The 18,543-nt window shown below is 70.5% G+C and carries 21 protein-coding genes; 13 read left to right on the top strand and 8 right to left on the bottom strand.

The window, feature by feature from the left end; translation table 11 throughout:
- Window positions 1–35: 35 nt before the first annotated feature.
- Entirely contained in the window at window positions 36–1,052 is a 1,017-nt protein-coding gene (locus PSED_RS06785) for an ABC transporter substrate-binding protein (protein WP_013673510.1), read from the top strand.
- Window positions 1,053–1,088: 36 nt separating this feature from the next.
- Here PSED_RS06785 and cofD read toward each other — a convergent pair whose 3' ends face one another.
- From cofD to PSED_RS06770, 3 genes are all read right to left on the bottom strand, one after another.
- Window positions 1,089–2,060 (bottom strand): 2-phospho-L-lactate transferase, encoded by a 972-nt coding sequence (cofD, locus tag PSED_RS06780; RefSeq protein WP_013673509.1) that lies wholly within the window; start codon window positions 2,058–2,060, stop codon window positions 1,089–1,091.
- A gap of 107 nt (window positions 2,061–2,167) precedes the next feature.
- Window positions 2,168–3,583: a hypothetical protein gene (locus PSED_RS06775; RefSeq protein WP_013673508.1), complete on the bottom strand. Its 1,416-nt coding sequence runs from the start codon at window positions 3,581–3,583 to the stop codon at window positions 2,168–2,170.
- A gap of 256 nt (window positions 3,584–3,839) precedes the next feature.
- Window positions 3,840–5,552 (bottom strand): helix-turn-helix domain-containing protein, encoded by a 1,713-nt coding sequence (locus tag PSED_RS06770; RefSeq protein WP_013673507.1) that lies wholly within the window; start codon window positions 5,550–5,552, stop codon window positions 3,840–3,842.
- A 166-nt stretch (window positions 5,553–5,718) separates the two neighbouring features.
- On the opposite strand from PSED_RS06770, the gene PSED_RS06765 reads away from it, so the two are divergent.
- The 4 genes from PSED_RS06765 to PSED_RS06750 are packed head-to-tail and all read left to right on the top strand — an operon-like array spanning window position 5,719 to window position 9,706.
- On the top strand, window positions 5,719–7,284 hold the full coding sequence (locus tag PSED_RS06765; RefSeq protein WP_013673506.1) for an AMP-binding protein: 1,566 nt from the start codon (window positions 5,719–5,721) through the stop codon (window positions 7,282–7,284).
- Window positions 7,285–7,306: 22 nt separating this feature from the next.
- Window positions 7,307–8,533 carry a thiolase family protein gene (locus tag PSED_RS06760; RefSeq protein WP_013673505.1) on the top strand — a complete coding sequence of 409 codons (1,227 nt, stop codon included), beginning with the start codon at window positions 7,307–7,309 and terminating at the stop codon, window positions 8,531–8,533.
- A 40-nt stretch (window positions 8,534–8,573) separates the two neighbouring features.
- The gene (locus PSED_RS06755; protein WP_013673504.1) at window positions 8,574–9,356 is read left to right on the top strand and encodes a nitroreductase family protein; all 783 of its coding nucleotides are present in this window, start codon (window positions 8,574–8,576) and stop codon (window positions 9,354–9,356) included.
- Window positions 9,353–9,706: a hypothetical protein gene (locus PSED_RS06750; RefSeq protein WP_013673503.1), complete on the top strand. Its 354-nt coding sequence runs from the start codon at window positions 9,353–9,355 to the stop codon at window positions 9,704–9,706. Before PSED_RS06755 ends, PSED_RS06750 begins: the two co-directional genes overlap by 4 nt.
- Window positions 9,707–10,087: 381 nt before the next feature.
- On the opposite strand, the gene PSED_RS06745 is transcribed toward PSED_RS06750, so the two are convergent.
- From PSED_RS06745 to PSED_RS35620, 3 genes are all read right to left on the bottom strand, one after another.
- The gene (locus PSED_RS06745; protein ID WP_013673502.1) at window positions 10,088–10,396 is read right to left on the bottom strand and encodes a helix-turn-helix domain-containing protein; all 309 of its coding nucleotides are present in this window, start codon (window positions 10,394–10,396) and stop codon (window positions 10,088–10,090) included.
- Window positions 10,393–10,767, bottom strand: a complete 375-nt coding sequence (locus PSED_RS06740; protein ID WP_013673501.1) for a type II toxin-antitoxin system RelE/ParE family toxin — start codon at window positions 10,765–10,767, stop codon at window positions 10,393–10,395. Before PSED_RS06740 ends, PSED_RS06745 begins: the two co-directional genes overlap by 4 nt.
- 338 nt (window positions 10,768–11,105) lie before the next feature.
- Window positions 11,106–11,369 carry an HNH endonuclease gene (locus PSED_RS35620; RefSeq protein ID WP_233899431.1) on the bottom strand — a complete coding sequence of 88 codons (264 nt, stop codon included), beginning with the start codon at window positions 11,367–11,369 and terminating at the stop codon, window positions 11,106–11,108.
- Window positions 11,370–11,561: 192 nt separating this feature from the next.
- On the opposite strand from PSED_RS35620, the gene PSED_RS06730 reads away from it, so the two are divergent.
- The 4 genes from PSED_RS06730 to PSED_RS06715 all read left to right on the top strand — a co-directional run bounded on the left by PSED_RS06730 (window position 11,562) and on the right by PSED_RS06715 (window position 14,342).
- Window positions 11,562–12,575, top strand: a complete 1,014-nt coding sequence (locus tag PSED_RS06730) for a helix-turn-helix domain-containing protein (protein WP_233899331.1) — start codon at window positions 11,562–11,564, stop codon at window positions 12,573–12,575.
- On the top strand, window positions 12,572–13,387 hold the full coding sequence (locus PSED_RS06725; RefSeq protein WP_013673499.1) for a hypothetical protein: 816 nt from the start codon (window positions 12,572–12,574) through the stop codon (window positions 13,385–13,387). Before PSED_RS06730 ends, PSED_RS06725 begins: the two co-directional genes overlap by 4 nt.
- 114 nt (window positions 13,388–13,501) lie before the next feature.
- Window positions 13,502–13,801 carry a hypothetical protein gene (locus PSED_RS06720; RefSeq protein ID WP_013673498.1) on the top strand — a complete coding sequence of 100 codons (300 nt, stop codon included), beginning with the start codon at window positions 13,502–13,504 and terminating at the stop codon, window positions 13,799–13,801.
- A 10-nt stretch (window positions 13,802–13,811) separates the two neighbouring features.
- The gene (locus PSED_RS06715) at window positions 13,812–14,342 is read left to right on the top strand and encodes an NUDIX hydrolase (protein WP_041759363.1); all 531 of its coding nucleotides are present in this window, start codon (window positions 13,812–13,814) and stop codon (window positions 14,340–14,342) included.
- Between the two features lie 39 nt (window positions 14,343–14,381).
- Here PSED_RS06715 and PSED_RS06710 read toward each other — a convergent pair whose 3' ends face one another.
- Both PSED_RS06710 and merA read right to left on the bottom strand, forming a co-directional pair.
- Window positions 14,382–14,825, bottom strand: a complete 444-nt coding sequence (locus tag PSED_RS06710) for a MerR family transcriptional regulator (RefSeq protein WP_013673496.1) — start codon at window positions 14,823–14,825, stop codon at window positions 14,382–14,384.
- 19 nt (window positions 14,826–14,844) lie between these two features.
- Window positions 14,845–16,266: a mercury(II) reductase gene (gene merA / locus PSED_RS06705; RefSeq protein ID WP_013673495.1), complete on the bottom strand. Its 1,422-nt coding sequence runs from the start codon at window positions 16,264–16,266 to the stop codon at window positions 14,845–14,847.
- Window positions 16,267–16,392: 126 nt separating this feature from the next.
- On the opposite strand from merA, the gene PSED_RS06700 reads away from it, so the two are divergent.
- The 4 genes from PSED_RS06700 (at window position 16,393) to PSED_RS06685 (ending at window position 18,533) form a co-directional block, all read left to right on the top strand.
- Entirely contained in the window at window positions 16,393–16,755 is a 363-nt protein-coding gene (locus PSED_RS06700) for an ArsR/SmtB family transcription factor (protein WP_013673494.1), read from the top strand.
- Window positions 16,756–16,772: 17 nt separating this feature from the next.
- Window positions 16,773–17,051: a hypothetical protein gene (locus PSED_RS06695; RefSeq protein ID WP_013673493.1), complete on the top strand. Its 279-nt coding sequence runs from the start codon at window positions 16,773–16,775 to the stop codon at window positions 17,049–17,051.
- Between the two features lie 134 nt (window positions 17,052–17,185).
- Window positions 17,186–17,839, top strand: coding sequence for an organomercurial lyase MerB (merB, locus tag PSED_RS06690; RefSeq protein ID WP_013673492.1), 654 nt, complete (start codon window positions 17,186–17,188; stop codon window positions 17,837–17,839).
- A gap of 4 nt (window positions 17,840–17,843) precedes the next feature.
- On the top strand, window positions 17,844–18,533 hold the full coding sequence (locus PSED_RS06685) for an alkylmercury lyase family protein (RefSeq protein WP_013673491.1): 690 nt from the start codon (window positions 17,844–17,846) through the stop codon (window positions 18,531–18,533).
- Window positions 18,534–18,543: the final 10 nt, after the last annotated feature.

Here is an 18,543-nt window from a genome sequence, read left to right as displayed (position 1 = left end):
TTCTGTTGGTCGGGGCTGCAGCTACGGTCGGACCGGTGTTGCGGGCGGCGCTGGTGACCCCGCTCTCCGGTCCACTGGCCGGGTACGGCCGGGCCGGGGCCGCGGCCCTTGCGCTGTGGGCAGAGGCGTTCGCCGGGCGGCCGGCTCCCCGTCTCGTCGTCCACGATGCCCACGGGGATCCGGCTGCGGCGGTACGACGAGCAGGGGCGGAAGGCTTCGACCTCCTCTTCGGGCCGTACGGCAGCAGCCCGGCCACTGCGGTCGCGCAGGCAACTTCCCGGCTGATGTGGAACCACGGCGGCGCCCGGATGTCACCGGGCCGCCGTGTGGTGAGCGTGCTCGCACCGGCAGCCGGCTACTTCGTCGGTGCCGTCGACGCAGTCCACGCCGCGGATCCCCGGGTCTCGAGCGTGGCCCTCCTGCACTCGCGAACCGGTTTCGGCCGCGACGTCGGCGCCGGCGCGGAGCGGGCGGCCACCCGCCGGGGGCTGACGGTGTTCCGGACGGCCCTCCCCGCCCGCTCACCGACGGCCGATCTCCTGCTCGTGGCCGGCAGCTTCGACGACGAGCTCGCCGCCGCCCGCCGCCTGCTGCCCGGTGAATGGCGGGCGGCCGCGTTCGTCGGTGCGGGTGTGGAGGAGGTGCTCGCCGCGCTCGGCCCGCTGCGCGAAGGGCTGCTCGGCCCCGCCCAGTGGCTCGCCTCCGCCGCTCCCGAGCCCGACGAGGGCCCGACGGCCGCCGAGTTCGCCGAGCGGTTCCGCCGCCGGACCGGTGCCGAGCCGCCGTACCCGGCCGCCCAGGCGTTCGCGGCGGGTCTGATCGCCGCGCGCTGCCTGCGCGATGCCGGCGACGCGGCTGACGACGCCCTGCTGGCCGCAGCGCGGGGGCTGGACTGCACGACGATGTTCGGCCGGTTCAGGCTCGACCCGCAGACCGGGCTGCAGGTCGGCCAGCAGGTGCTGACGGTCCAGTGGCAGGACGGCGTCCGCACCGTCGTGTGGCCGCCGGATCGTGCACAGGCGCCACTGCGCCATCCACTTCGTGCACCGTGACGACACCGGTCCGCGCGGCACCTGCGTCGGCGATCGTCACGCCCGGCCGGCGGCGCGGGCCGCGAGCACGGTGCGGGCGAGGACGTCGTCGGGTGGTCGTCCCGCGAGCAGGGTGGGTACCACGTCGACCCCTGGTCCGAGGGCTCGGACGGCGTCGCCCTCCATGGAGTCCGCGGCGTCCAGGACGAAGCGCCGGCAGAGCCGCCCGTAGTACGCGGCCACCGCGGTGGCGGTCGGCGGAAGGCCGAGCGAGGCGAGCAGCGCGGCTCGGCTCGTGGCCCGCAGGCGTTCGCCGGGATCGGTGATCGGGACCCGGGAGACGATCGGTGACACCGCGACCACCGGCGCATCCGTCGCGAGCAGCGCCTCGCGGATGCCGGGCACCGCGAGCACCGGTCCGATGCTGGCCACAGGATTGCTGGGCGCGAGCAGCACCAGGTCGGCCTCGGTGATCGCCGTGACGACGCCCGGTGCCGGTCGCGCCCGGTCCGCACCCGAGTGGACGACCCGGGCCACCTCGGGCGTGGCCTGGTGCCGTACCAGGAACTCCTCGTAGTGCAGCGTCGCGCCGTCGGTCGTCTCGACCAGCGTCGTGACCTCGTCGTCGGTCATGGGCACGACGCCGGCCTCCACACCCATCGCCGCCGCCAGCCGTTCGGTGACCTCACTCAGCCGCGCGCCCTCCCGCAGCAGGCCGGTCCGCAGCAGGTGGGTGGCCAGGTCCAGGTCGCCGAGGTGGAACCACACGTCCCGGCCCAACCTCCGGAGTGCGGCCATGCACCGGAACGACTCGTCCGCGAGCCCCCACCCGCGCTCCACATCCTGCCGCCCGGACAGGGCGTAGAGGGTGGTGTCGAGGTCGGGGCAGATCCGCAGGCCGTGCAGCCACAGGTCGTCGCCGGTGTTCACGACGATCGTCAGCTCGGCCGGGTCGAGCACGCGCAGCAGGGCACGCCAGAACCGTGAGGCGCCGATACCGCCACCGATACCGACGACGCCGCGGCTCATCGAGCACCTCACCTCTCCACCCGGTCCTCCTCGCGCGCGGACGGCCGGCGCGCTCCTGCCCACGGGGGACGCGGTGCGGCCGAGCCGGCCGCACCGCTCGTGTTCCGTCAGTGCCAGGCGGCCATGTGCTCACGGATCTGCGGCGTGACGCTCGAGCCGTCGTAGTACTTCTCGTAGAAAGCCGGGTCCACGTGGTGGATCACCGCCCCGAAGTTGCACTGCATCGGGTTGAAGTAGACCGGGCACTGACCGTAGGTCTGCACGCAGTAGTCGAAGTACGCCACGCATGCCTCGACCGCCCAGTCGCTGACCTGGACGGCCGGGCTGTCGACGATGTTGCGCACCACGTCGGCCGCGAACGGACCCTTGTGCGAGAGCATCCAGTTGTCGTCGCCCTTGGACATCGTCCGCCCCAGGCCGTACTTCTCCTCCATCATCGCGGTCACCACGGATCGCGCGTCCGGGTACTTCTCCGATGGGATGTAGGTGGCCTCCTTGACGCCCTTCATCCCGAAGGTCTTCAGCGCACCGCAGGCGAGTGGCGCGCGCTCGTTGAGCGGTTCGTGCCGGAAGCCCAGCCCGCGCGCGACGTCGGGGAAGGCTCCCATCAGGACATCGTCGAAGAAGCCGCAGAAGATCCAGTTGCCCAGCCCCATGGACTCGGCGGCCAGGCGCATGTTCTGGACGTAGGAGCCGGGCGGATACGTCTCGACCTGGAAGATGAACTGCTCGAACTGGCTGATCGTGATCGGGAACTCGAGCCGGCCCTCGGTGACCCACTCGGCGGTCCCCGCGGGCTCTCCGGTCCTGTCGTCGGTGAGATAGATGTGCCAGGCGTCGAAGATGTTGAGCATCACGCTGAAGTACAACCAGCCGTGGTCGGTGATCGGGATGAACCACGTCGTCCCCGGACGGTTGACGTTGTACTGGTACGGGCCGAAGAGCGATGCGTTCGGCGCACCCGGGACCCGCAGCGCCCAATCGATGTCCGGGCGCCCGTCCATGATCTTGTGCATGCCGGTCCGGTACCAACCCAGGATCTTGTCGTAGTCCTCCTCCCCCTGGATCTCGACCATCCGCTCCCGCTCGTCGCCCGGGTTGTAGATGAACGCCCCCTCGTCCTTGATGATCAGCAGGTCGTGCGCGAACGAGTTCCCCGGCGCGGCCGCGGTCCGTCCCGCGATCCCGACCAGCTCGTGGAATCCCCCGGTGCTGGCGATGTCCCAGTGCGCCATGCCGTTCGGGCCGCAGGCCGACCAGGCGACCATGGCCTCCTCCACCTCGGTCAGCGGCACGACCGGGTGCTCGGAGACGAAGGCGAGCGGTCCCTTCGGCTGGTACAGGCGCCGCCCGGCGGCGGTGGTCTCCTCCTCGCCGCTCTCGATCTGGTAGCCCATCGCCACCCGCCGGCTCCGCAGCGTCGCCAGCAGTTGCGGGAGCGATCGGGTCTGTTCGAAGAAGGCCTTGAGCTGGCGGTGTTCGTCGTCGGTCGTCGCGCCGGGCCTCGTTGCCGTCGTCGTCATGAAAGTCCTCCACCGCATCATCGGACGCAGGGGCGGCGCCCCGGCCGGCCTGATCCCGGTCGGGCCACGGGAGGGTCCTCAGGACCCGCAGGGAGCGCTCCGGCCTCCGCGGAGCTGGTCCCGCGCCGTGCCTGGCCGTCCCGTCTACAGCGTGTCGCCGGTCGCGAACGGCGACAATGGAGGTCTTCGCCAAGGTTCGGTGGAGGGGTTGTGCCCGCGGCACAGCACCCGCGCCCTCGCCGTCGGCCCGTGCGGCTCAGTCCCGGGCCAGCGCAGCCTTCACCCGCAGTGCCAGCTCGAGCACGAACCGGTCGTCGACGTCGCGGAGGTTGACCCGGAGGGCCTCCTGCACCTTGGCCAGCCGGTAGCGAACGGTGTTGGGGTGGACGTGCAGGCTCGCAGCCGCCCGCTCCAGGTGGCGGTCGGTGGCGAGGTACGCGTCGAGTGTCTTGACGTACTCGGAGCCGCCCGCGGCATCGGCCTCCAGGAGCGGCCCCAGCGCGTCGTCGACCATCGCCTCCAGCGACTGCCGCGTCGAGCTCCCGACCAGGAACCCGTAGAGCCCCAGGTCGGCCACGGACAGCACGACCTGATGGCGGTCCCGCCGGCGAGCGAGGTTCAGCGCGAGGGCGGCCTCGGCGTAGGAGTCGGCGTAGTCGTCGGGCCGGACGCAGATCCGGCCCAGTCCCGCGGCGAGGCCGTCGGGCTCGCCCGCCGGATCGCTCACGACGTCCGTCAGCACCCGGCGGACCTGCTGGCGGTCGCCCGTTCCGGCGGCGAGGAGGACGACGACGTCCCCGCCGCGCGGGACGAGGACCGAACCGGGGCAGTGCCGCCGGAGCCCGTCCTCGACCCTGCTGAACGGGCTCTGCGGGTGCTCTCGCGTGACAGCTCCGCACCCCTTCCCGCCGGGCGACTCCCGGAGCCCGATGCAGGCGACGTAACGGGGAACCCGGAGGTCGACGCCGAGCAACGCGGCCCGGGCCAGCATCCCCGTGCGGTCGCCGACGCGGCCCTCGAGCAGGTCGTCGAGCATCTCGTGGTGCACCCACCTCTCGCCGCGCAGCGCGGCGCGCCCACGCAGCAGCTGCAGGGCGATGAGGTCGGCGCTCACCTCGACGAGCGCGGCCTCGGCGGGCGTCGGGCGTCGGTGACCACGGACGCGGAGCGTGCCGAGATCGTCGCCGACCCGGGCCCGCAGCTGGACCGGCTCGCCCGCCGCCCCGCCCGAGGTGGCCGCCTGGAGCAGGTCGTCCGCCGGACCGAGCAGCTCGACGTGCATCTGCAGGTGCTGGGCGAGCACGGCGAGGCCGGCGCCGACGTCCTCGCTGTGGACGAGCGCGCCGACGGTCGTGCGCACGACCTCGAGATCCCGGGCCGCCGCTCGCGACCCGCGCTCGGCCTGCTCGGCGCGCGAGCGTTCCCGCTGGTGCTCCCGGATCCGGGCCAGGGCCACGGCGGTGTCGTGCGCGACCCTGCTGACCAGCCGCACCTCGTCGTCGGTCCAGTCCCAGGGGACGCGGTGGGTGGCGTAGAGGACACCCAGGATCTCGGAGCCCGTCATCAGGGGGGCGCACACCCCGCCGCGGATTCCCTCGTCGTCGATGATCCGCTTCATCACCGGCACCCGGCGGGGGTCGCGGCGATAGTCCCGCACCGAGATGGTGCGGCCCTCCTTGGCGACCCGCCCCCCGACGCCGTGCCCGACCCGCAGCCGCCACAGCGCCGGCATCTCGGCGGTGCGCAGACCGCTGTGGGCCGCCATCGTCAGCACGTCGCCCTCGGTGAGCCCGCACCAGCTCACCTCGGCGCCGACCACCTCCCGGACGACGTCCACGGCGGCCTGCGCTGCGGCGCCGACGGTGTCGGCCCCCACCAACCGACGCAGGAAGCCCTCCACCGGCGACGGGTCCCGTTCGGCCGGGCCCGCCCCGGCCCCGACGACGTGCCTGTTCAGCAGTGACGGCACGGATTCACGATAGGCCGGTCGCGCGTCCGGTGGTACCGGTGCCGGAGCGTGCGTGTGTGCGGTCCTGCCAACGAACGGTGGCAGGTTCGGCAGGGGCGCACATTGCCCTGCCCTGTGACCCGTGACACGGTCGCAGGACGGGACCGTGGCTCGTGAGGAGGCAGCGATGGCCCGGGCGCAGGGAGCCGTCGAACAGCTGATCCGCTCGCGGGTCGCCGACCATCCGGACGACACCTGGCTGAAGTGGCGGGACGAGGAGGTCCCCTGGCGCGACGTGCTGTCCCTCGCGCAACGCGCCGCGAACGGGCTGCTCGAACTCGGGGTGCGGCCCGGCGAGCGGGTGGCGATCATGATGGCGAACCACCCCGACTTCATCTGGGTCCACCTCGGGGTCCTGCTGATCGGTGCCTCGTCGGTGCCGGTCAACATCTCCCAGCGCGGAGCGACCCTCGCCCACATCCTCGCCGACTCCGACGCCACCGCCGTCGTCTTCGACGAGGACCTGCGCGATGCCGTGCTCGCCGTCCGCTCCGACCTGCCTGCCCTGCGCCATCTCGTCGTCCACGGTGGCCAGGTGGGCGGCGAGGTGGACTGGGACGTCGAGCGGCTGCTCGCCGGCGCCGACCGAGAGCCGGACGTCGAGCTCGCGGAGCCGACCGGTGGCGTGGGCATGATGTACACGTCGGGAACGACCGGGCCGCCCAAGGGCGTCGTGGCGACCAACTACGACCTCAGCCCGATCACCACGCTGCTGGAGGCGTCCGGTGTTCGGCCCGGCGAGACGATGTACACGGGGCTCCCGCTGTTCCACGGCAACGCGCTGCTGGTGTCGATGCTCGGCTCGATCTTCATCGACGCCCGGCTCGCGCTGGCTCCGAGGTTCACCGCCTCACGGTTCTTCGACGACCTCCGCCGCTACGACGCCGCGGAGTTCAACACCCTCGGCGGGATGATCTCGATCCTGCTCAAGCAGCCCCCACGGCCCGACGACCGGGACAACCCCGTGCGCGTCCTGCTGTCCGCGGGCTGTCCGCCCGACCGGTGGCGGGAGTTCGAGGAGCGGTTCGGGGTCCGGATCATCGAGTGGTTCGGCATGGTCGACTCGCCGGGCATCCTGCTCAACGACGCGGGCCGGGTCGGGTCCATGGGCCGCTCGGGGGTGTCCGGCGTCGAGTTCCGCGTGGTCGACGACGACGACCGACCCGTCGGCCCGGGGACCACCGGCGAGCTGGTCTTCCGGCACCCCAAGGGTCGGATGACGACCTACCACAAGCTGCCGGAGGTGACCGACGAGGCGTATCGCAACGGCTGGTTCCACTCGGGCGACCTCGCGGAGTACGACGGGGACGGGTTCTTCTACTACCGGGGCCGCAAGACGGAGTCGATGCGCAGGCTCGGCGAGAACATCTCCGCCTGGGAGATCGAGACCGTGGTCAACGCCCATCCGGGAGTGCTGGAGAGCGCCGCCCACCCGGTGGCGTCCGAGCTCGGGGAGCACGAGGTCAAGGTCTGCGTCGTGCCGCGGCCGGACGCGTCCGTGACGCCCGCGGACATCCTCGACTTCTGCGTCGGCCGGATGGCTCGGCACGCGATCCCGCGGTACGTGGAGTTCCTGGACGAGCTCCCCAAGACCGCCACCGAGCGCAACCAGTACGCCGCGCTGCGGGCCCGGGGCGTCACCCCGACGACCTGGGACCGCGAGCAGGCGGGTTACCAGCTGCAACGTTCGTAGCACGCGCAGGACGGAGTTCCGGATGACCGAGGTCGACATCGTCGGGACGGCGATGACGCGGTTCGGGAAGTTCCCGGACAGCACGGTCCGCTCGCTGGCCGAGGAGGCGGTGGCCGACGCGCTGGCGGACGCCGGGCTGACCGCGGCCGACGTCGGCATGGTGTTCTTCTCCAACGCCGTCGCCGGGATCATCACCGGCCAGGAGATGATCCGCGGCCAGGTCGCGCTGCGGCACACCGGGCTGCTCGGGGTCCCGATGGTCAACGTCGAGAACGCCTGCGCGTCCGCGTCCACCGCCTTCCACCTCGCGGTGGGCGCCGTCGCGTCCGGATCAGTGGACGTGGCGCTGGCCGTCGGCGCGGAGAAGATGACCCACGAGGACAAGGCGCGTTCGTTCGCCGCGATCGGCACGGCCGTCGACCTCCTCCAGCTCGACGACCTCAAGCGGTGGACGCGCGGCGGGTCCGCCGGCTCGCCACTGCCCGAGGAGGCCGAGGACGACGGCGCGAAGCGCTCCTTCTTCATGGACGTCTACGCGGCCAACACCCGCGCCTACATGCGGGCCACCGGAGCGACGGCGGAGGACTTCGCCGAGGTGGCGGTCAAGAGCCACGAGCACGCCGCGCTCAACCCGAAGGCGCAGTACCGCTCGCCCGTCACCGCTGAGGAGGTCCTGGCCGCCCGGGTCGTGTCCGACCCGCTGACCCTGCTGATGTGCTCCCCGATCGGGGACGGTGCGGCCGCGGTCGTGGTGTGCTCGGCCGAGCGGGCCCGACGGCTGGGCGTCCGACCGGTGCGGGTGCGCAGCTGCGAGCTGGTGTCGGGCACGGACCGGTCGGCGGACGAGCCCGGGGCCGTCGAGCGCGCCGCGGCCCGGGCCTACGACCGCGCCGGGGTCGGCCCACAGGATCTCGACGTCGTGGAGCTGCACGACGCCGCGGCACCGGCGGAGTTGATCACCTACGAGGAGCTCGGCCTGTGCGGACCCGGTGAGGGTGCGGCGCTGCTGCGCTCCGGCGAGACCCGCCTGGGCGGTCGTCGGGTGGTCAACCCCAGTGGGGGGCTGCTGTCGAAGGGCCATCCGATCGGAGCGACGGGAGCGGCCCAGCTCGTCGAGCTCGCCGACCAGCTCCGGGACCGGTGTGGGCAACGGCAGGTGCCCGGTGCCCGGGTGGCGCTGGCCGAGAACGGGGGCGGGTTCCTCGGTGCGGACGCCGCCGCGATGGTGGTGACGGTGCTGTCGGTGTAGGGCCGGGGAGCTCGATCCGGCACGGAGGAGAGGACGAGTCATGGAGTTCAAGCAGGTCGTCGGCGATCGGCGCACCATCCGGTTCTTCGAACCCAACGAGCCGGTCGAACCCGAGAAGATCCAGGTCATGCTGGAGGCGGCGAACCGTGCCTCCCGCGCTGTCAACGCCGACTTCATCAAGGCGATCGTGTGCTACCGCGACGAGCTCTCCGACGACGTGCGCGAGCAGCTCAAGACGCCCACCACGACCGTGCAGCTGGACCTCGCCCCCGTCGCGATCTTCTGGTACGGCGACCTGACCTTCGCCGAGGGTGCCCAGGACCGCCTCAAGGAGCTGACCGACCTCGGGGCGCTGCCGGTGACCCACGGCTGGTCGCACGCCTACGTCGACGAGGTCGCCTACGCCCAGGTCGTCGAGCCACTGTCCAAGGACACGACGGCCAGCATCTGGGCGGTCTCGGTCGAGTGCGGGCTCGCCATCGCGCAGGCGATGCTCGCCGGCGTCGACGAGGGCCTCGGCGTGGGCCTGCACGCCTTCAACTCGGCGGTGGCCAAGGAGGCACTGGGGGTGCCCGACACCTGGCTGCCGATGTGGATGCTGCTGGTCGGCTACCCGGCCGAGGACCGTCTGGCGGGCGGCCAGCGGCCCCGTCGACCGCTGTCGGAGAGCTACCACCGCGGGCGGTACGGCACACGCTGGGAGGAGATCCCCGAGGTGACCGAGCGGCTGAAGAAGGAGGGGATGATCCAGGAGCCGATGGACGCCGAGGCCCGTGCCAGGGAGGTTCAGGCGCTGGCCGAGCGTTTCGGCCTCCCGCTGTGACCGAGGCCCTGCGGGCCACGGACCCGGTGCGGCGGTGGTTCAGCAGCGCGGGACACCACCGCCGCCCTCCCGAGATGCAGGAGCACTACCTCGACGTCCTGGACGGGTTCTGCCGGCACACGGGGAAGTCCCCGGACGAGCTCGTCGCGTTCTGTTTCCTGCGCCGGCGGGCGACCGGCGAGCGGTTCGTGAGCGTGAAACGTCGCGTCACCGTCAACGAGTGGATCGACGTGTTCGTCTCCGAGCAGGGGTGGACCGGCAAGGACGCGGTGGTGACCGCCAACATCGTCCGCGGGTTCCTCATCCACAACGGCGTGCTGATCCAGGGCAAGGTCTGGACCGGCGGATGATCCATCGCGGACACCGGATCATCGGTCGACGGGGCCGGCGCTCGCGGCGGAGCGTCGGCCTCGCCGACCGGGGGAACCTCGCGCCGAGCACCGCATCGGTACGTCTGCCGGTGCACTGTCGGAAGATGGATCGAGGCCGTGGCCCTGCCACCGGTCCCGATCTTCATCAGCGGGGAATCCGCCTGGTCAGGGTGGAGCCGAGGGGATTCGAACCCTGACCCCTTGACTGCCAGGCACTCCCGGCGCCATTTCGGCCTGCGTTTCCGAGCCGTTCCCGCAGGCCGATCCGTCCGCCGGTGTCCGCCTCAATTCACCGTCCGGCGCAGTCGTTGTCACTCAGATAGTCACTCACCATGCCCGGCAGCCACGTCGGCGAGTGGCTCAGCCTACCTTGATCTGCTCGTCACCGAAGTTCGCCACGATCTGCAAGTGCCCGCCGAGCGCGTGCACGTAGCGGTCGAGCACGTCGATCCCGGCCAGCTCGCCGTTCTCAATCTGGCTCACTCGCCCGACCGTCACACCCATCGCCTGTGCCACCTGGCGCTGGGTCAGCCCGCGGCGCTTGCGCGTCTCGGCCAGCCGATGTGCCCGCACCTGACCGAGCAGCCGAGTCTTGCCCTGCTCGACCCGCTCCTCCCCCGCAGCCGCGACATGCTCGCCCCGGATCTCTGACCATCGAACGGTGCTCATGACCTGCCCTCCTCGGCTGCGCGTTCCTTTACGTACGTCTCGTAGAGCTGCTCGGCCCGCGGGATCGCCTGCCGGTACCACTCCGTCCAGCGCCCGGCCTTGTCCCCCGCGACCAACAGGACCGAGCTGCGCCACGGGTCGAACGCGAACAAGATCCGCACCTCACTGCTCCCCGCCGACCCCGGACGCAGCTCCTTCAAGTTGTGCACGGACGAGCCCTTGATCCGGTCGACCAACGGACGCCCCAGGTTCGGCCCACCCTCCGCGAGAGCCTCGATCGCAGAGACCACCTGATAGTGAGTGTCCTCGTCGCCGCGGAGAAGCTCGTCGAGCCACTCGTGCACCTCGTCGGTCAGGTAGATCTCCCACATGCGACCTCCGCGACGAGTTTAGCTCACGCTATACATGGCGGGAAGGGCTGGCCGCACAGGTTGGGCCTCGCTCTCCTGAATCGAACCAGGCGTGATCGCTGCCTGCGCGTCCACGTCGGCGCCCACGATCACCAGCCCAACCACTGCCACGCCGCGTCAGCGGGTGTCGGGCTGTTCCAGCGCCGATGTGCCCCAGATGTGCACCACAGCGGCCACTCCCCCGCGCCCTGCCAGTGCCATCCCGGAGGCCTACCCGCCCGGCGAGGGCATTTCTCAACAATTGAATTCGGCAACCTCGCCAGACAAGAACAGGAAGTTGTCAGTTAGCGACGCTATGTCTATCCTGTTGCGAAATGTGGGCGGGTGCCGCTCACAGGGATGGACCGTCCCCGGCAGCCCAGCGAGTTCTCGAACCTCGCACTCGTAATCCGATCCAGACCCTTATGGCATGTTCCGCAAAGCGTGGCAAGATTCCACTCCGCCGTTGGATCGAAGAAGCGCCATGGAAGCACGTGGTGGACATGAAGTTCGATATCCTCGTGACCCCTCGGTCGCCTGCCGCAAATTACACATCGGAAACCGTCTCGCTTAAGTACATGCATTCTCAATTTCCGAGCACGAGCCCGACGGCCAGCATCGAGGTCCGAAATGCCGCCGATGGGCGAGTACGATCCAAGGTTTGAAGTAGCGGTCTCCTCAGGCCTCCGCCACGACCTGGGCCACCTGGAGGTCACCCTTCGCAACGCTACGACCGCGCTCTGACCAGTGGTGATCCGCAGGGACGCCCGCACTGGGTGTTCGAGCCCGGCCGCCACTTCCCGCCACAGTTCAGGAAGGCCGCGAACGGCAGACGCTACGACGCCAAGGCGACCGCGCGCCGACTCTTCGACACCGCGGTGAACGACGCCCGTCGCGGCGATGTGACGACGACCTCTGGATCCCACGGCTCCACACCGCAGCCCGGCCCGGAATCGATCGCCCGCCGTGGACGATCCCATCCGGCGACTGCACGAGCTGCGAAACCGCATGGCACCATGAGCCTCTGCTCAGGAAGACCCTCTACGCGCGGCACGACGATCTCCTGGCCGCCGCCGGCCCTGCTGTCGGATCCTCTTCGCGGCTACCTGCAAATGAACAGCAAGTGTTTCCCGCTGATCGCCGAACGACCCGAGCTAGCGCTCGCCACTCGCTCGGCGGCCATGCAAGGAACCGAGCAGGCTCTTCGGCGCGGGGGATGCATGACAGCGTCAGAGCTGATCCAGTCTGCAAAGACAACCAAGGAGATCTGTCAAGCGGCAAGATCACCACTTGAGGAGGACACCCAGACCAAGAAGGGCCTGATCAAAAGGGTGGAGGTTAGGGGACCTTACTCGAACACAAAAGTCCAGGTCAGGGCCCTGGAAGAGCTCCGCGAGAAGCTTCCCAGCCTCGATACACCCGAGCCGCCGTCGATCAAGCGGGATCGCCCCGGCCGTGCCCGGCAACTCTGTGCCGAGCAAGTCGAGCAACTGATCGCCGCCTACCAGTCCGGCGCGACGGTGTACGAACTCGGCGACCGGTTCGACATCGAACGGCGAACGGTCAGCAACATTCTCCACCGGCACGGCGTGCCGATGCGCCGCCGCGGCCTCACGCCCAAGCAGGTCGACGACGCCATCCACCTCTACAACCTCGGCTGGTCCCTCGCGCGAGTCGGCGACCACCTCGGCGTCAACCACACCACCGTGCTGAACAAACTGCGCGAACGCGGCATCCCCACCCGAGACACCCACGGGCGCCCGCGCGTCGAAGCAGGTGACCCTCGATGACCAAGCCCGCAGCGAATTTGTCAGCTCGATCAGCTTCGAACGGCGCTACCGTCGTTCGGACCGTCACAGTGATCATGGGCGTTGTCGTCGGCCTCACCTTCCTCTTCGGCTTCGGCAACGTCCTCAACCTCGCGCTCCGGCTTGGCGTGCCAGTCTGGGTCGCTCCCCTCGTCGCACCTGCGGTCGATCTGTCGATCCTTGGTCTGCTGCTGGGTACTCGGCATCTGGCGCTCGCTGGCGCGTCGACGGACATACTGCGGCCAGCTCGTCGGCTCCTGGTCTTCGCCAGCGTGGTCACGTTGGCGTTGAACGTGGCCGACCCAGTGGTGGCAGGTGAGTACGGAAAAGCAGCCTTCGACGCCGTCGGGCCGCTTCTCCTGATCGGCTGGGCCGAAGTGGGCCCCGGCTTCCTGCAGGCGATCGGTGAATGCAGTTCCTCGACGGCCAAGCGCAGCGCGGTTGCTGAAGAGCAGGCGGAGGTGCCGGCGCGGGAACATGCGACGCCCAGCGCCGTGGGCCGCGAGATCGACCAGGACGAGGCAGGCCCAAAGGACGGGCCTCGCTCGACGTCGCCGAAGCGCTCGCCGGAGAAGCTCCTGGAGTTGGCGCGAGGAGAGGACGCGGCGCATCGTGCCGCTCACCAGAAGCCGATTTCGGCAGACACGCTTCGTGCTCGGCTGGGTATAGGCGCGGCTCAGGCACGACAGCTTGTCAAGGCCGTGCGCTCCGAGTTCCAGGCGCGGGCTGAAGGCGGTCAGCAGCTGACCAGCGTCCTGCGGAATACGAAGCGAGTCGACCCTCTTGCTGCTTGATACTGAACTTCGGGTCGCGACCATGGCCATGGATGTCGCCACTGCGGACTGACCGGGCAAAGGTGGCATGGTGGTGGATGTGCATCCTCGGTTCGTCGTGCGGAGGTGATTCTGGTGTCGGTCCAGCCCGAGCAGGAGCGGGCCTCGGAGACGGGGTGCTGGTGTTGCGGCGGCGAGTACCCAGAGGCGCAGCTGGTCCGGTTGGGCAGTCATCCGGAGGTCGGCGTGTGCCTGCGGTGCGCACGGTGGCTGCAACGTCGCGCCGTCCAGCGTCACGACGAACAGCATCCCTCGCCAGCTGCCCGGCTGCGCGGCGGGATCCAGACCGTCCGGGACGCGGTGATCCGCAAGGGCTGGCATCAGCGGGGCACCCTGGGCGTGGTGTTGCGCTGGATCGACCGCCACCTTCCCTAGCAGACCGCGGATGGATGACATCGTGGTGGACGGCGTCGACGTGGCGTTCTCCCAGAACGGGCAGGATTGGCGGGTGGCTTGGTTCCCGCCACCGAATCCGCCGCCGGGAACTCCGCACGGTGCCGCGGCGATCTGCGTGGCCGGTGACCGGGTTGTGCTGGTCGGCACTGACGGCAGGACCTGGGGCCTGCCTGGCGGCCGTCCCGAACCAGGGGAAAGCATGATCGACACGCTGCGGCGCGAGGTGCGTGAGGAAGCTTGCGCCACCGTGACGTCCTGCCGGCTGTTGGGGTTCAGCCGTGGCATCTGCGTGCGTGGGCACGAGCAAGGGCTGGTGCTGGTCCGGTCACTGTGGCGGGCCGAGGTGACGGTCGAGCCCTGGGAGCCGCGGTTTGAGATGGCGCACCGGCGGCTCGTGCCAGCAGCCGAGGCGTTCGGGTGCCTGGCGCTCCCGGCTGGGCTGCGCCCGCTGCACCGGCGCGCCTTCACGGAAGCCGGTCTCGCTACCGATCACGGGGACGCCGGTGACAGTCCCACCTAGCAGCACCGCCCTGGTCGGCGCCGCAGCGCCCGAACCGGGTCACGCGCAGTCGGCGCAGCGTCGCGGGTCGTCGGTCCAGCCGTTCGCACTCGTGCGGCCCGCCAGTTCCGCGTGGTGCGTGGCTTCGAACTCGTCGATCCGAGCGCGGGTCCGCTGCAGTTCCGCGATGCGCGCGTCCAGGCGGGCTCGGGCCGTGCGGAGCAGATCGGCCAGCCGGGGACCGATGAGCTCGGCGTTGCCCTGCGGGCAGTGACGGGCCAGGTCGCGGATTTCGGCCAGGGTCAGCCCGAGGCCGCGCAGCTGCCCGATCCACTGCACGCACCACAGCGCATCGGCGGTGAACAGGCGATAGTTGGACTCGCTGCGGCCTTCCGTGTAGATCAACCCGGAGTCGGTGTACTCGCGCAACGCCCTGATCGGCACTCCGGTGCGGCGGGACAACTCGCCGACCGTCATCAACTGCGTACGGGTTCCGCTGGTCATCGGCCGCATTCCTTCCGGTTCAGGAGGCGCAGCAGGACAGCTTGGACACGTCGCGGGTGAAGGTCTGGGCGGCAAGTTTGATGCCTTCAGCCATGGTCAGGTACGGGCACCACAGGTCGGCCATCTGCCGCACCGTCATGTCGTTCGCCAGCGCGTAGACGGCGGTGGCGATCACGTCCCCGGCACCCTCGGCGACCACGTGCGCGCCGAGCAGGCGGCCGGTGTTCCGGTCTGCGACGAGTTTGATCAGTCCGTGGGTGTCGCGGTTGACCAGCGCCCGCGGCACGTACTCCAAGGGCAGCACGCGGCACTCGCACGCAAAACCTTGCTCGACGGCCTGGGCGTCGGTCAGCCCGGCCGAGGCGATCGCGGGGCTGGTGAAGGTCACGCGCGGCAGGTGGTGGTAATCCAGCGTGCGCCGGGCGTTGTCGAACGCGTTGTCGGCGACGAGGGTGCCGTGGGCTCCGGCGACGTAGACGAACTGCGGGTGCCCGGTGACGTCCCCAGCCGCCCAGATCCGCGGGTTGTCGGTGCGCAGGGAGTCATCGACGATCACCTCGCCGCGCGGACCGGTTTTCACCCCGACCTCGGCCAGGTTCAACCCGGCGGTGACCGGACGGCGGCCGGTCGCCACGAGCAGTTGCTCGGCGAGGAGTTCGGTGAGCTGACCGTCGGCGCCGGTGACTTCCACCCGGTAGCCGCCGCCGTCGCAGTCGGCGCGGGTGATGGTGGCGCCGATGACCACCCGGATGCCCTCACGGGTGAACACCTCGTCGATCGCAGCGGAGACGTCGGGTTCCTCGAACGGCGCCAGCCGGTCCAGTGCTTCCACCACCGTGACGTGGACGCCTAGGCGGTTCCACAGCTGGGCTTGTTCCAGGCCGATCGCGTTGCCGCCGATCACGGTCATCGAGGCGGGCAGCGTGTCGAGTTCCATCGCGGTGGTCGAGGTTAGGTACCCGGCCTCGGCGAGGCCGTCGATCGGGGGTGCCCACGGGGCCGAGCCAGTGGCGACCAGATAGTGCTCGGCCACCACCGTGGCCGTGCCGCCGTCGGCGAGGTCCACGTGCAGCGCCGGATCCGGCCCGTCGGTGGTGAAGGTGGCGGTGCCGTGGAGGCTGTCCCAGCCGTACTCGGCGGCCAGGTCGGTGTACTTCTCCGCCCGCAACGAGTCCACCAGGTCCCGTTTGCTGTCGATCAGGCGCGGCAGGTCCACGCCGAACGGGGTGACACTGATGCCGGGGAACCGGCCGTCCAGGCTGACGTGGCGGGCCTCGGCGGCGGCCAGCAGTGCCTTCGACGGCACGCACCCGGTGTTCACGCACGTCCCGCCGACGGTGTCGCGCTCGATCATCACCACCGTGCGGCCCTTGGTCCGGGCCGCGATCGCCGCGGCGAACCCAGCCCCACCGGAACCGATCACCGCCAGGTCGTACCGCATCCCGTGGCTCCTCTCCGCTCCTTGGTGCACGCCGCCAGACGTATTCGCCATGGCGGATACAGTGATGCTAGCCTCATATCTGTTCATCCGCATACGTTGCATACCCGATGTGAGGACGGCGAGTCGATGGCCAGGGCACCCGAACCGGTGGCATTGCTGCCCACCGAGGCGAACGGCGTGGAGATGATGGCCAAGTTCTTCCGCGCCCTGGGCGACCCGGCACGCCTGCGACTGCTGGAGTTCCTGCTGCACGACGAGCACACCGTCACCGAATGCGTCGCCCACGTCGGCCTGTCCCAGGGCCGGGTCTCCACCCATCTGGGCTGCCTGGCCGACTGCGGCTATGTGCAGGTCCGGCGCCAGGGCCGGTTCGCCCACTACAAGGTCACCGACCCGCGAGTAGCCGAACTGGTGCTGCTGGCCCGCTCGCTGGCCGCGGACAACGCCGCCGCTCTCGCCGCCTGCATGCGCATCACCCCCACCCCCTGAGCGACGGCGATCCCACGATGTCCACCAACCGCAACCACGACGACAAACGCACCGCCCTGGCCACCGGCGCGCTCCTGCTGCTGCCCGCGCTGTGTTGCGGCCTGCCGCTGCTGATCGCCGGAGGTGCGCTCGCCGGGCTCGGATCGGTCCTGGGCAACCCGTGGGTGATCGGTGCGGCCGTTGCGTTGCTCGTCGCTGCCGTGGCCTGGCGGATTCGTCGCCGCGCTCGCGGCACACGCTCATCGGACTCGGCGTGCTGTGCACCGCAGCCACCCACCCGCCGCCAGGAGCCGTAGCTCCGGCACGTGGCCCAGGGACGCAATTTTCGGTGCGTGGCAGGGCTTGACCCTCACCCCGGGGGCAGACCCTAGCGTCGCGCTCGAAGTGGCCATCGGCGCTCTTGCGGCGCCCGACCTGTGAGGTGATGATCGTGAGCACTGCACCCGAGCAACTGGTCGCCCAGCTCGCCGATGCTCTGTACGGCACCGGCCACCCCGCCACGCAGCCGTGGTTGTTCCGCCCGCTGCTGCGGCTACTGGCCGAGGGGGAGCCCGTCACCCTCGACCGGTTGGCGGAGGCCGCCGGCACCAGCGTCGACCAGGTGCGCCAGGCGCTGGCCGCCGAGCCGGACACCGAATACGACGCCGACGGCCGGGTCGTCGGGCTGGGCCTGACCCAGAACCCGACCCCGCATCGCGTCGAGATCGACGGGCGGACGCTGTATGGCTGGTGCGCGATGGACACCTTGATGTTCCCGCTCATCCTGCAGCGCCCGGTCCACGTGCTCTCGACCTGCCCGGCCACCGGGACCGAGATCCGCTTGACCGCCGAGCCCGAGCGGGTCACCGACGTCGAACCGGCTACCGCGGTCGTATCCCAGGTTCCGGCGCCAGAAGACGGCTGCGGCGTGCGCGCGCCGGTGTGCGACCAGGGCCACTTCTTCGGCTCCGCGCAGGCCGCTGCCGACTGGCAACGCCAGCATCCCGAGTCGGTGGTCCTGCCGGTGGCCGACGGGCATGTCTTCGGCCGCCGCCTCCTTGAAGCCCTCTTCTCCGCCGACGCACTCCCGACGCCCCAGGAGTGAACCGATGACCGACCTTTCCGATCTGGACCTGGACAAGGCAGCCGCGGCGGCGTCACTGTCTCCGGCAGCACGGGCGGTGCACCGGTGGGTGCTGACGGTCTTCGCCGAGACCGGCCGGGCGCCGTCGCGAACGGACCTGCAGCGAGCGGCCCGCGAGCGCACCGCCGAGACTGGTGTCGCGCACGACGCAGTCGTGGCCGAACTGACCGGACGCGACGTCCTCGCCCTCGACGAGCGGGGCGAAATCCGCGCCGCCTACCCGTTTTCGCCCGAGCCGACCCGACATCGGGTCTCCTGGCACGGCGGCCCGGCCGCGTACGCGATGTGCGCCATCGACGCGCTGGGCATGTCCGCCATGCTCGGGATCCCGGTCACCATCACCAGCGCCGAACCCGGCACCGAACGCGCGGTGACCGTCCACGTCGACCACGACACGGCGCGTTGGGAGCCCGACACCGCGGTCGTCTTCGCCGGCCACACCGACGACGACACCGCCTGCTGCCCGTCGGTGGACCGCACCTGCGGCCACATCAACTTCTTCACCACAGTCGATGCTGCCCACGCATGGGCCGCGAACAACCCCAGCATCACCGGGGCGATCCGAAACCAACACCAGGCACTGGCGAGCGGCATCGCCGAGTTCGGCGCTTTGATGGCGGGCACCACCGATACCCCGACACCCGATGACCGTTGATCGGAGGCTG

The organism is Pseudonocardia benzenivorans CB1190 (genome assembly GCF_000196675.2).
GTDB classification, from domain to species: Bacteria; Actinomycetota; Actinomycetes; order Mycobacteriales; family Pseudonocardiaceae; genus Pseudonocardia; species Pseudonocardia benzenivorans.
This window is presented reverse-complemented; position numbering and strand designations above follow the sequence as displayed.

Excerpts from the sequence above, each read along its gene's own strand:
- PSED_RS06700 (WP_013673494.1), top strand. The coding sequence starts at position 16,393 with ATGGCCAGGGCACCCGAACCGGTGGCATTGCTGCCCACCGAGGCGAAC.
- PSED_RS06740 (WP_013673501.1), bottom strand. The coding sequence starts at position 10,767 with ATGTGGGAGATCTACCTGACCGACGAGGTGCACGAGTGGCTCGACGAG.
- PSED_RS35620 (WP_233899431.1), bottom strand. The coding sequence starts at position 11,369 with ATGCATGTACTTAAGCGAGACGGTTTCCGATGTGTAATTTGCGGCAGG.
- PSED_RS06755 (WP_013673504.1), top strand. The coding sequence starts at position 8,574 with ATGGAGTTCAAGCAGGTCGTCGGCGATCGGCGCACCATCCGGTTCTTC.
- PSED_RS06760 (WP_013673505.1), top strand. The coding sequence starts at position 7,307 with ATGACCGAGGTCGACATCGTCGGGACGGCGATGACGCGGTTCGGGAAG.
- merA (WP_013673495.1), bottom strand. The coding sequence starts at position 16,266 with ATGCGGTACGACCTGGCGGTGATCGGTTCCGGTGGGGCTGGGTTCGCC.
- PSED_RS06775 (WP_013673508.1), bottom strand. The coding sequence starts at position 3,583 with ATGACGACGACGGCAACGAGGCCCGGCGCGACGACCGACGACGAACAC.
- PSED_RS06685 (WP_013673491.1), top strand. The coding sequence starts at position 17,844 with ATGACCGACCTTTCCGATCTGGACCTGGACAAGGCAGCCGCGGCGGCG.
- PSED_RS06745 (WP_013673502.1), bottom strand. The coding sequence starts at position 10,396 with ATGAGCACCGTTCGATGGTCAGAGATCCGGGGCGAGCATGTCGCGGCT.
- PSED_RS06695 (WP_013673493.1), top strand. The coding sequence starts at position 16,773 with ATGTCCACCAACCGCAACCACGACGACAAACGCACCGCCCTGGCCACC.
- PSED_RS06765 (WP_013673506.1), top strand. The coding sequence starts at position 5,719 with ATGGCCCGGGCGCAGGGAGCCGTCGAACAGCTGATCCGCTCGCGGGTC.
- PSED_RS06715 (WP_041759363.1), top strand. The coding sequence starts at position 13,812 with ATGGATGACATCGTGGTGGACGGCGTCGACGTGGCGTTCTCCCAGAAC.
- PSED_RS06710 (WP_013673496.1), bottom strand. The coding sequence starts at position 14,825 with ATGACCAGCGGAACCCGTACGCAGTTGATGACGGTCGGCGAGTTGTCC.
- PSED_RS06725 (WP_013673499.1), top strand. The coding sequence starts at position 12,572 with ATGACCAAGCCCGCAGCGAATTTGTCAGCTCGATCAGCTTCGAACGGC.
- cofD (WP_013673509.1), bottom strand. The coding sequence starts at position 2,060 with ATGAGCCGCGGCGTCGTCGGTATCGGTGGCGGTATCGGCGCCTCACGG.